This is a genomic window from Gemmatimonas sp., assembly GCF_041689975.1.
Classification (GTDB): Bacteria; Gemmatimonadota; Gemmatimonadetes; order Gemmatimonadales; family Gemmatimonadaceae; genus Gemmatimonas.
Genome location: NZ_JBDNFF010000405.1, coordinates 1 through 11337 on the forward strand (window position 1 = coordinate 1; position 11337 = coordinate 11337).

Sequence of the window (11337 nt, forward strand, 5' to 3'; positions counted from 1 at the left end):
ACCTGCTCGAGAACTTCGTTCGTGCGCTCAGGGCGGACCAGCAACGCCTCGACAAACTGGAGTCGAGTATCGCGGACCTGCTCGTTCGGCTCTCGGATCTCGAATTGGTGCGCCCCCATGGTCTGCGATCGCCCGTCTTCACCTATGGCGAGGTTGATCGCTTGATGGAGGCGACGAATCGGATTCACGCACTGGGCGACCGTGTGGCTCTCGCCGACCACGCTGCGGACGTGGTGATCGACATCGCCCGGAGCAAAGACGGCTCGGTGATCGCATTTCCAGCGCGACCCGCATAGTTGGCGTCCCGTCCCTGCGGTGGGTCGTTCAGCGCCGGCGCGACTCATCACCAGTTTGGCGGGTCGTCTTGCCCCGATATGGCACGCCGATCAAAGGCGCATCGATCGCGTTCCGGCGGGCGAAGCGGCCGATCACCCAGTGCTTCCGTTTCAGGAGGTCGACGCTGTGTCACCCAGTCCCGGCCAATCGGGGACAGGTCAGCGAATGGGTGGCCGGAGGTGGTTCAAGTCTCGACGGTGGACCTCAATCTCATCGAGCAAGTGGTCGAGGTGCGCCAACGAGATCGACATGATCTCCGTTGGCTCGAGCCGCCAGCGGTGAATTCGCTGTTCTCCGTCGACGGTTGCTGGCCGGGCGTGAAGGACCGAGTTCCGCTTCGGGCCGAGGTCCTCAAGCGCCACACCGCCCCGCGAGAGATAGTCTTGCCATCGCCGGTTCGGGATGGTTGCTGAAAGCTCGCGAAGGCGCCTTCCGATCACAGTGGTGGTCTTGCCTGCGAGAGCATTGGGCGAAAGCCCCTCGACCGTCAGAGGCATTCGCGGCAGGTCAAACACCAGCAACCCCTCGAGCGAGGCGACGGAGTACACGACCCTGCCCACCTGCAGCAGATACTCGTCCTCCGGCCAGGCAGGCGGCATCTCTGCACCGTAGGCGGTTGGGCCAACGGTGGCGGCCGAGACGATGATGGCTGAAGAGATCGAGATCGCAACCGAGACCATGGAGACGAAGCAAAGATGAGCGAAGCGAATCTGATCGATCCGGAGGGGCTGGTCGCACAGCTTCAGGACTACATAGGGGGAGAGCTGTCCATCCGCCGCAACGGCGGCACGACCACCACAGGGACCTTGCGAGCCGCTCTCCTCAACGTGGTGGACTTGCCGGAGGACCGGCCTGCGTCCGTTGTTGTCCTGATCCTCTCCGCTCTCGACCGACGTGGGGACAAGACGACCGTGGGCCACGCCTTGGTGTGTGGTCAGTACCCAGACGCCGACTACTTCTGGCCGGTGTGCCCGATCGCAGCAGTGCTTGGTGATCGGACCGGTTCTTGGCAGCTCCGGTAAGTGTCGTTGTCGCCTGGTCTTCCGCTCCAGCGTCGTGAGTCACACCCGATAGGCGAGATCGATGGCGTCGAACTCACTGTCGCCGAGACCGACGTGACAGGCGCCGGCCTGCTGTCCGACCCGGCCGGCCACACGGCGCCGAGCGCCACAAGGGCGACGTTCAAAGCCACAGCGAGCGCCACTTCCCACCACTTGCGCTCGAGGTTCTTGACCCAGTCCGCAGCTCCTGCGAGGAAGATAACTGCCGCGATGACGGTCAGGACTACCCCGCGAGAGCCTGACAGACCACCAACCATTCACAGGCCAACAGACACCGCCGCGACGGCGATGACCGCCGCCATCGACACCCTCCCGAGCCGATCCATCACACATCTAGCCGTACAGCGTTCGGTTTGAACAGATCTGATCTCCGGCGACCGTGGTCGGTCGTAGAGCCGGGGCCTGTTCGAGGCGATTCGTCGTGGGCGACTCGGCGTTGGGGGACGGCCTGGACGACGCCTTTGGACATTGATGAAGAATTTTCGGCCGATTTTTGCCTTTCGGTCCTGTCCAGAGCCCGCCGTCGCCAATGAAGGAGGGAGTGTAAACGCCGGTCGAAAGCTGGAGCGCGCGCCGGTCCACTCCAACTGGGTCTTTCCGCTGTCCCGGCGTGACCTCGAGAAGTCCCTTCGCCGCGACGGCTGGACCATCGCACCCGGGCGTGGCAAGGGTTCCCATCACCGTTACGAGAAGCGCGGGGTTGCGCCAGTGCACCTCCCGGATGTCAAGGACCTCTCACCGGTCGTCCTCCGCAACACGGCTCACGCATTGGGCCTCCGGAACGTGAACGACCTCAAGGCGTGGGTGGCGGCGTCTTGATCGCGATCCCGGGGTCTCTCATGTCTTGTGACCGAGCCTTGGTGTCCCCTCGTGGCCCCAGGATCGTCGTTCAGTTGGGCAACTGACTCCGATGCGTCCTTTAAGCACTACTTCCTGGAGTCCATCGGTGCCTCTCCGAAACCTCCGAAGGACTCCCAAGTGATCGTGGCCATCGCTGAAGCGTGGGATGGCCAGGCTGAGCTCCCTGCTCCGCTCAGGCGAACGCTGGCTGCGCTCAAGGCTTGGAGCGACAGCCTCGGCGAAGGGGACCGGTGGGCACTTGAGGGCCAGGGAAGCGGGCGCTTTGGATTTCAGGTTCTTCGGATCTGAGTGGGGAGTGGCTCCCGGTCCACCTGGCGCGGGCAGGGGCTCGGAGAACCGACGGCCCTAACGCCAATCGAGCCTTCGGAGGTCCAGGCGTTCTGCCAGGGCGAGCCGGGGTCAATGAAGATCGAGCCGGCACCGTTGAACCGGCACCAGTCGGCGATGGCGTTGGCGATGAACTCGGGGCCGTTGTCCAACCACACGTCCGCGGGTGCTCCCCTGGTGAGCATGAGCCGGTCGAGGGTGGCGACGACCTTGTCGGCGTCGATGGAGCGGTCCACGACGATGGCGGGGCACTCGCGGGTGTACTCGTCGACGATGTTCGACAGCTTGAGGATCCGGCCGCCGACGGTCGTGTCGAACTGGAAGTTGAATCGCCCCGGGTTTCGTAGAGGCTCTGAGCAGTCACCAGACCCGGGACGCTTTACTTCGCGGATCCGGTAGGTGATGGTCGAACCCGCCGCTTGCTCCTCATCGAATTCCGCCACGTACCAGTCTCCCGTCGAACCCGGTTCCCGTTGCGAATCTTGGGTCAGATTCGGGGTGACTGCACGCCAAATCGTCATCGGCGCTTCGGCGAGTCAGCCATGCCCCGTTGATCTGGGTCGGATGGGACGGTTGCGTCGAGGGAGTTCAGCGGCGCGGCGTTCGTCGCGCCAGTGATTTCGGCGAAGGGCCGCGTCGAGGGCGCCGTCGAGGTACTGGTGGTGGCTGTCGATGGCGGTGAGCGAACCCATCGGCGCGGTCGGCGCGTAGATGTGGATGACGGTCCATCCTCGGTTGGATCGTCGAACGGTGGCGTAGTCGACGGTGTCAGCCCACCGGTGTTCGAACTGCTCGACCTCGTCGGGTACGGGTCCGTCGTCGAGCACGAACGGTTCGACGGCAGGTGACCGGTGCTTGCCGATTCGGTTGAGCTGGCGTCGCTGTGCGGCGGGGCTGAGCGCAGCGAACCGTGCGCCTCGTTCCGCCGCCTCGGCGGCACGTTGTTGCTCAGCGCGACGCTGCTCGTACTGGCGGCGAGCCGCGGGTGACGCCCAGGAGGGTTCCCAGTCGGACCCTGGGTCACGAGGTTTCGCGTTCATCGGGCCGCGTCGTCGGCGAGACGCTGCACGAGCGAGGCGAGACCCAGACAGTCATGGCGGTTGTGGGCGCACAGCTTGGTCCACTTTGCTTTCGCTACCGGGGTGAGCGCCTTGTAGCTCTTCCGCCGAGCCAACTGTCCCCGCAGGGTGCGGATGCGTGACGCGGTGTAGCCGGGTCCGGCCCCCGAAGGCACCGCATAGCCGATGGCGGCGAGATAGCGACCGAGATGATTGCGGGTCCGGCGATGCCCCTTCGGGAGCTGCACCCGAGGCAGCACCACCTGATGGCTGTGGGCCCAGCGCCGTGCTGGCGGCAGGGCGTTCTCGAGGTGCTCGGCCCACCACTGCCTGTCTGCGTCGGTGGTGACTACAGAACTGATCACGTCGAGCTCGTGGCTCGACCAGGCGAACAGGCGCCGGTTCTCGCGTTCGGCCCGGTGTCGGAGTTCGCGAAGCGAGACACTGAGACCACCAGTCGATACCGCAAGACGGTCGGCCCCGTGGCCGGCCAGTGGATGCAGGGCCCGCTCGATCACGACGGCGTGCCAGTCGCTGTCGCAGGCCGCCCCGAGCAGAGACGGAGGGTCGACTTCGGTGCCTTCGAAGTCCAGGTAGATGGCTCTGCGAGCTTCTCGCGGCGTGGGGATCGTCTGGCGTGTGGTGTCGGTGGTGGGCATCGGATCGCTCCTCGTTCGGGACCTTCACGGCCGCCTTCTGGTCGTGGCGCCAACATCAATGCGCTTCCTCGGCATGGGTTGTCAATGCCCACCACTGGGTCCCCCTACGGGGGAAAGAATTTCTGCTGGGCCCGGGGCTGGCGTGACGTGTACCCCGTTCTCGTTGACGGTTCAGGTCGCGTCGGTCCGTGGGTTTCGCATGTCTCGCCAGACCCGGCTGTCATCGTGACCCGTTCGGTGGCCGGCGGCGGACGAGGCCGGCCGGTGGGGCGCACGGCCCAGGCCCCAAGAGGTGCCGGGTGGCCTGGAAGTGAGAGAGTGGTCGTGTGAAGTTCTCGGGCGACGCCGGTGAAGGGGTGGGTCTCGTGTAACCAGGCCGCTGATGTGAGCGGCCTCGTCACTCGGAGGCCCATATGCACAAGGTTTCTCGTCGGGACCCGCGCGCCGCGAAGCAGCGTGACATCGCCCGTTCGATTCTTCCGTCCACTTCGCGGGGCGGTGCTCGCCGGGCGTTGAGGGACATCCGCCAGGCGGACCGCCGGGCGGTCAAGGCTGCCCTCCTGCCTCTGCGCGGTGCACGGGTCGGCACGAGCGTGACCGACTGCTGTGCGCCGGCCGGGTTGGCGAGTGGCGGGCCGGGCGTCGCGGGTGGGTGTGTCGACTTCTGGTCTGTGGTGATGCCTGACTACCCGGTAGGTGAGCACGGCTACGAGATCGCCCGGCGTCGTGAGTTCGACAAGGTGGGCCCGGTGATTCGCTGGGCTGGGCGCGAGGTCCACGGAATGGGTACCAGCGACGCGCGCCGTCATCTCGTGTCGGTGCTGCCCGACGGTCTCATCGGCCGGCACTCGATGACCCATCTCGACCGGTCACTGCGTCTCGATCCGACGCTGTGGTCGAGTACCCGACCCGCCGAGCGACCGGCGGACGACCTCCGCGGTGTGCTTCGTTCGATGGGTCAGTGGGCGATCACCCATGGTCGCCACCGCGAACTCAACCAGCAGATCGCCCGCCACCTGGGTGACACGGCTTCGAGCCGCACCCGGACTTCTCGGGGTGTTCGGCATGGCGGGCGAGCGACGGCCGGCGCAGCGTCTCGGCCGCTGCTTGGGCTGCACGACTTGGACGACTGGTCTGAGGCGACGAACCGGCTCGCTGACCGCGACGCCCGCCGGTTCGGGTCTGATCGCATCCGTCGCTGGCGGCATCTGCGGAAGCTGGCCCCTATCGCCGCGTGGGCCAGTGAACTCGGCTGGCGACAGCTCTTGTGATGAGAGGACGCGGGCTTCCTCGTTTCAGAAGGCGGAGGCGACGGAGGCTGACGCGAGGCGCTTCATTGTCTTCTGAGTGACAAGGGACTGGGTCGGCTCATTGCGAGGGGTTGGAGCCGTGTTCGCTCATCCAGATGATGTGCGTTGAGGGCGTCGGCGACGTAGCGGTCGTAGATCGGCACGAGGTGGGGCCGCTTGGCAGCGAGGAGCTTCCCGGCGATGACGGGCCCGATTCCGTTGTCGTCGTCGAGCGCAGGGAGTTGGGTGCTTGGGGATCGTAGGAGCGACCACAGGCGGGTGGGCGGCCCGTCGGGGTCAACGATCACCTCCTCGGGCTGTTCCCATATCGGAGCGGCGTCAATCTGCTCGAGAAGATCCGTGATGATCCGAGCGCCTGTGGCATCAAGCATCCACGCAGCAGCTCCGGGAGGCACTTGGACGCTGAGCATCGTGACTGCGACGAGATCGTTCGCCGTGATCCGGTTGGGATGGTCCCGGTCGGCGAGGAGGTCGAGATGGCCACCGGTGTAGGAGGCGAGGTACTTGCCAAGCACCAGGGCCGGGTCGGCTGGCTGTGAAACGTGTTCGAGATCGAGCCACTCGTTGAGGTCGCGTGCGAACACAGATCGGGTGGTCATGTTCGTGGTCCTTGTTGCTCTGTCGGGAGAAGGCGTTCGCCGTTGGGAAGTGATTGCAGCCGGGCTTCCCCACGCGAGACGTCTGTGGTGGGGAAGCCCGGGTGACTGCTGTGCCATCGGCAGCAAGCCTGCACACTTCGACGATGTGCGACATGACGCGGCTCATTGCTGCGAAAGCCCAGGGCTCTGACCATGCGTCGCTGGCGGCGAAGTCTTTGCAATCAACGCAACAGTGCCAACGGCGCCGCCGGGTGAGCGTGATATCGGGCCGCCTCGTGATGCACAGGTTCCCACGACGACCGTAACGGCCGACGTATAGGGTCAATTAATGGCGGACTCAGCTGGGGTGAGAAACCCGACCTCAAGTTCACCCCACGACGCGGCAGCAGCGCGCTTGGAGCTCGGCACTCAGAAGCTCATCTGCGAGATCAACGAAGACCAACGGCCGAGCGAATCCTTCGGTGCTGGGCCCACCGGTATGGGTGACCTGGAGTACGGGGCGTAGGCGTGGAGGCTGTCGAATGCCCTGAGTGCGGCAGCGAGATGATTCTGCGGACGGCCCGTCGCGGCAAGAACGTCGGCGGCCAGTTCTGGGGCTGCTCTCAGTACCCGCGGTGCAAGGGCGCACGGAGCACGGTCGAGGGCCAGCCGGATCCGAGCAACGATGGGGAGCCGAGTGAGTCAGCGTCAGGGGTGCGAGCGCGACGGAAGGTTGAGTGGCGCGACGGCACGTTGAGTCGATCCGGGTGGGTTGCCCGCTACACGCACGGTGGAGCTTCGCTCCGAAGCGTCGAGACCCCGCCTGCCCTCCTCCGGCGAATGTCCTCGTGCTGGATCGCACGCGAGGAACTCGACGCCTATCAGCCGGCGGACGCCGCTACTCGACGAGTGATCGCGCTCGTGCGGAAGATTCTTCAGCGAGGCTCTTCGCCCCCGGTGCACCCTCACACGGAGCAGGAGCTGCTGAACACCGCTGGCCTGGGTGAGCGCATTCGTCTGTCGCCCGGAGACCTCTCGCCGCGCCTTGAGCCGCCTTTGTCCGTCGCCGCCGGTCAGGAACACTTGCCTTGGCCAGGGCCGACGGCGGTTACCCAAGCCGACCTCCCCTACGACTCTGAGGAGGAGCGGCGATTCCAGCAGGAATGGGTGCCCAGGACCCTCGGCGACGAATGGGCTCGGTGGTTCATCCCGCAGGCCTCGCTCGACCTCCTGCTGCTTGCTTCGGGCGTTGACGGCGGCGGTGCCCGACGGGTCGACTTCCTTGTCGCCGCCCCGTGGTGTCAGCCCTTCGTGGTGGAGATCGACGGCGATCATGGCGCCCAGGCCGCTGTTGACGAGGCTCGAGACGTGGCCTTGCGCCAGGCTGGCTACGACGTGGTGCGAGTGGAGGCCAGCGAGCTGGAGCGTGGGGGCCCCGGCCTGGCCGAGGTGCAGCGTCGGTGCACCCTGCCGCCGACTGGGCAGGAGGACGTCGTCGTTGGCCTTCTTCGCGCCGCAAGCCAAGTGCACCGACTGGCCCTCGCGCTGCTCGAGGCGCTTGCCGCCGGCTTCGTCGCGGGCGATCGTTGGGTGGTCCAGGTCCACGACGACACCGAGCAAGCGGTTGCGTTGATCGAGCCCTACCTCAACGTGCTTGCAGCGGCGAGCGCCCTCTGGGGCGATGAGCGGCTTGCGCCGGCACTGCTTCAGCTCGGCGGAAGCGCCGTACGCACCTTCGAGCTTTCTGACGGCCGGTATGTCCCTGTGGAATCGCCCGAACTCCCGGTGGATGTCATCGTGCACCTCGAAGCCAACGCAACTCCGGTGGTGGACCTACCGGCCCGCGACGGTCGGATCCCACAGGTGGTCGTCAGGAGTGCGGTCCTTCCCGTCGAGATCCGGGACGTAGCGCCAGAGGGCTCGGCGCGAGTTGCGGTTGTCGCCGACGAGGCCGTGGTCCGTCACGCGCTCGGCACGATGTTGACGGCGGTGTTCGCCAAGAAGGAGTTCCGAGCGGGTCAGCTCGAGGCGATTCTGGAGGTGCTCTCCGGCCACGACTGCGTCGTGCTCTTGCCCACCGGCGCTGGGAAGAGCCTCATCTATCAGTTGGCCGGACTTTGCATGCCAGGGCGAACGCTCGTCATTGATCCGCTCGTTGCGCTCATCGAAGACCAGGTGTTCGGGCTCCATCGCGATGGCATCGACCGTGTGTGCTGGATCACCAGCGATCTCGTTCAGCAGCACGGAACGGACGCACTACTCGACGCCGTTGAGTCCGCCGATGCGCTCTTCATCCTCGTGTCGCCGGAGCGGTTGCAGATGGAGAGGTTCCGAACTTCGCTGACGATGCTGAGCGTGCAAACGCCAATCAACCTCGCCGTCGTCGACGAGGCGCACTGCGTGTCGGAGTGGGGACATCAGTTCCGAACCTCCTATCTGCGGTTGGGAGCGACGATCAGGACGACGTGCACCAGCGGGGGCATCGATCGTCCGCCCCTGCTCGCGCTCACGGGCACGGCATCACGAGCGGTTTTGCGCGACGTGTTGCACGAGCTCGAGATCGAAGAGCGTTCCGAGAACACCATCGTCCGGCCGACCACCTTCGACCGACCGGAGTTGCACTACCGGGTGGTGACCACCGCGCCTGCTCAAGCTGATGCCGTGCTCCAGGCTGCTGTAAGAGCGTTGCCCGGGGAGTTCAACCAGCAGGGCGCCACCTTCTTCTCGTCGCGCGGCGAGAAGACTGCGAGCGGCATCGTCTTCTGTCAGGTTGTGAACGGCCGCCGAGGTGTGGTCGATGTCGCGAAAAGCCTCGTCCCTGTGGTCGGGACTCTTCCGGTGGTGTTCGCGGGCAAAGAGCCGAAGGGAGTCGACCGGCGACAGTGGTCAGCTATCAAGGCCCACAACGCCACCCAATTCAAGGCGAACTCTGCGCCCGTGCTGGTGTCGACGAACGCGTTCGGCATGGGAATCAATAAACCGAACATCCGCTGGGTGGCGCACTACGGCTTGCCAGGCTCGATCGAGTCCTTCTACCAGGAGGTCGGCAGAGCCGGGCGCGATGGAGATGAGGCCCACTGCGTGCTCGTGTACACCGAGTTCGATGAGGCGCGGGCGCGGTCTCTGCTGAGCGATGACCTCGGGCTGGAGGAAGCCAGGCGGCGCTGTAGTGAGATCACGAGTTGGTCCGAGCGTGACGACGTCACCTCGGCGCTGTTCTTCCACTTCAACTCCTTCCCCGGCGTCGAGCCAGAGTTGGCCGAGCTTCAGGCGACAGCCGAGTTGCTCGACCCCGGCGACACACCACGCGTGCGCGAGATTCCCTTCGGTCGGGACGACGATGCGCGGGAGCGCTCGTTACACCGTCTCGTGCTGCTCGGCGTCGTGCGGGAGTACCTCGTGGACTGGGGCGCGCAGAAGTTCACGGTGTATCTGAATCCCGTCAGGCCCGAGGCCATCGGGCACAACCTCATCGCCTTCGTCGAGCGCAGCCAGCCCGGTCGTATCGATGCCATTCGGGAGGAGCTGGCGGACTCCGACTTCCGCAAGCTCTCCCAAGCGATCTCGGTCTGCGGGAGGATCCTCATCTTGTTCGTGTACGACACGATCGAACGTTCGCGTCGGCGATCGCTGCGGGAGATGTGGATAGCCGTCAAGGAGTCCCAGACGGATGCCGACCTACGGCAGCGAGTGCTCGACTACTTGACCGAAGGTGACCTGGCTCCGCTCCTCGAGGGGCTGTCGGAGGCTCAACGATTCGACTTCTCGCGGTGGCAAGACGCCTACGCCCAGATGGTCTCGCTCCCAGACGCGAGGGAGTGGAGAGGAACAACGGCCCGGTTGCTTGCCTCCTACCCGGACCAACCCGGGCTCTTAGTGGGCCGTGCAGTCGTTGAGCTCGTTGACCCCGATGGGGATCTCGAGGACTTCCACGCCAACCTCGACTCCGCGTTGGCTGCTGCTCCTCGGTATCAGATCGGTCCGGAGACCCTCGACGAGCTGTACCGCTGGCTGCTGCGCATGGCCGCAGGGAGATCGGAACGCGCGTTTGCTGCGACTCTGGCGCATCTGAGTCGGATCGACGTCGATGCCAGGATCCTGGACGAGGCGCTCGACGGAGTCGGCGTGCGTCACGCCACCGCATCTGGCGTGGCTGTCGTGCGTTTGCAGCGCGGTCTCAGAAACGAGGTCCGGAAGTCGGACGAGATCATCGAACTCCTTAGGGGGAGATACCTATGAGCGGCGAATCGCTGGATGTGCAGGCCGTGGTGGACCAGTTCCGTGAGTCGGAGCAGATGCTCGGCGAGCTGCGCGAGCGAATCCGCTCGATCGTGCTCGCCGAGGAGGGTGCCGACCGTGCCGCGGACAGCATCGAGACCGCCTCGACCAGGTTGGCGGCGGCGGCGGCAGCGATCGAGGACCATCTGGCGCAGATGGACTTGGCAAGACAGGCAACAGTCGAGGCACTCGAGGCGGCGCAGCGCTTCCTCGCGGGTACTGACCTCAACTCCCTGCGGACCGAGGTGACGTCGAGCAGCGACCAGAGCCGAGAGGGCTTCAACTCGCTTCAAGCGCAGATCACCGAGCTGTCGTCGAGCAGCGAGCAGAGCCGAGAGGGTGTCGACTCGCTTCAAGCACAAATCACCGAGCTGTCATCTCGGATCCCGCAAGTGGAGCAACTCCGCGCAGAGATGGAGACGCTGAAGCAGCAGATCCCAGCCCGTACCCGGAAGAAGATGGGCATCTGACTCGTGGCGTTTGCAGCGAGCGATCGACGGGCGCAGCAGGCCCGACCGGCAACTCGCCCCGGTCCCTCTTCGCAACCCAGTCGCCGATGGTGTGATGCGAACACCCAGCCAGCTCGGCCGCCTCGCGGTAGCTGCCGGTCAGATCGAATGCTTCCAAAATGTTCGTGACTTCCAGACGCCCTTGACCTGACCAATCCCCCCACAGCAGAACTGGCCGCCGCGCGCTCACCACAGTTCTCGTGGCCGCCACCGCGCGGATCCTGGTATGCCTTGCACTGCGGCACCAAGACCGTCATCGCCGTCGAAGGTGTGTTCCACCGCGACCCGAAACACCGATCGCCCCGGGGGTTCCGCTCAGCATCCTGCCGCCAGGCCGCCTACCGCCGCCGCCAAGCCGGC

General features: G+C 65.5%; 9 protein-coding genes and 3 pseudogenes. 7 read left to right on the plus strand and 5 right to left on the minus strand.

Annotated features, from left to right (window positions below):
• Positions 1–296, plus strand: a pseudogene (locus ACESNG_RS23110) (hypothetical protein); the annotation flags it as partial.
• 198 nt (positions 297–494) lie between these two features.
• Here the strand turns inward: ACESNG_RS23110 and ACESNG_RS23115 are convergent.
• A complete protein-coding gene (locus ACESNG_RS23115; RefSeq protein ID WP_373071053.1) occupies positions 495–1016 on the minus strand; it encodes a hypothetical protein in 522 nt (173 codons plus the stop codon).
• A 15-nt stretch (positions 1017–1031) separates the two neighbouring features.
• Here ACESNG_RS23115 and ACESNG_RS23120 point away from each other — a divergent pair, with 15 nt between their 5' ends.
• Both ACESNG_RS23120 and ACESNG_RS23125 read left to right on the plus strand, forming a co-directional pair.
• The gene (locus ACESNG_RS23120; protein ID WP_373071055.1) at positions 1032–1358 is read left to right on the plus strand and encodes a hypothetical protein; all 327 of its coding nucleotides are present in this window, start codon (positions 1032–1034) and stop codon (positions 1356–1358) included.
• A gap of 510 nt (positions 1359–1868) precedes the next feature.
• Positions 1869–2216, plus strand: a complete 348-nt coding sequence (locus tag ACESNG_RS23125) for a type II toxin-antitoxin system HicA family toxin (protein WP_373071057.1) — start codon at positions 1869–1871, stop codon at positions 2214–2216.
• Between the two features lie 413 nt (positions 2217–2629).
• Here ACESNG_RS23125 and ACESNG_RS23130 read toward each other — a convergent pair.
• The 3 genes and pseudogenes from ACESNG_RS23130 to ACESNG_RS23140 all read right to left on the minus strand — a co-directional run.
• Positions 2630–2911: pseudogene (locus ACESNG_RS23130) on the minus strand (DDE-type integrase/transposase/recombinase); the annotation flags it as partial.
• A 210-nt stretch (positions 2912–3121) separates the two neighbouring features.
• The gene (locus tag ACESNG_RS23135; protein ID WP_373071059.1) at positions 3122–3625 is read right to left on the minus strand and encodes a hypothetical protein; all 504 of its coding nucleotides are present in this window, start codon (positions 3623–3625) and stop codon (positions 3122–3124) included.
• Entirely contained in the window at positions 3622–4302 is a 681-nt protein-coding gene (locus tag ACESNG_RS23140; protein WP_373071061.1) for a hypothetical protein, read from the minus strand. The genes ACESNG_RS23135 and ACESNG_RS23140 overlap by 4 nt, the downstream gene beginning before the upstream one ends.
• Positions 4303–4715: 413 nt before the next feature.
• On the opposite strand from ACESNG_RS23140, the gene ACESNG_RS23145 reads away from it, so the two are divergent.
• A complete protein-coding gene (locus ACESNG_RS23145; protein WP_373071063.1) occupies positions 4716–5573 on the plus strand; it encodes a hypothetical protein in 858 nt (285 codons plus the stop codon).
• 62 nt (positions 5574–5635) lie between these two features.
• On the opposite strand, the gene ACESNG_RS23150 is transcribed toward ACESNG_RS23145, so the two are convergent.
• Positions 5636–6196 carry a DUF6308 family protein gene (locus ACESNG_RS23150; protein WP_373071065.1) on the minus strand — a complete coding sequence of 187 codons (561 nt, stop codon included), beginning with the start codon at positions 6194–6196 and terminating at the stop codon, positions 5636–5638.
• 522 nt (positions 6197–6718) lie between these two features.
• On the opposite strand from ACESNG_RS23150, the pseudogene ACESNG_RS23155 reads away from it, so the two are divergent.
• From ACESNG_RS23155 to ACESNG_RS23165, 3 genes and pseudogenes are all read left to right on the plus strand, one after another.
• A pseudogene (locus tag ACESNG_RS23155) lies at positions 6719–6832 on the plus strand (topoisomerase DNA-binding C4 zinc finger domain-containing protein); the annotation flags it as partial.
• A 315-nt stretch (positions 6833–7147) separates the two neighbouring features.
• Positions 7148–10429, plus strand: a complete 3282-nt coding sequence (locus ACESNG_RS23160) for a RecQ family ATP-dependent DNA helicase (RefSeq protein ID WP_373071069.1) — start codon at positions 7148–7150, stop codon at positions 10427–10429.
• On the plus strand, positions 10426–10938 hold the full coding sequence (locus ACESNG_RS23165; RefSeq protein ID WP_373071067.1) for a hypothetical protein: 513 nt from the start codon (positions 10426–10428) through the stop codon (positions 10936–10938). Before ACESNG_RS23160 ends, ACESNG_RS23165 begins: the two co-directional genes overlap by 4 nt.
• Positions 10939–11337: the final 399 nt, after the last annotated feature.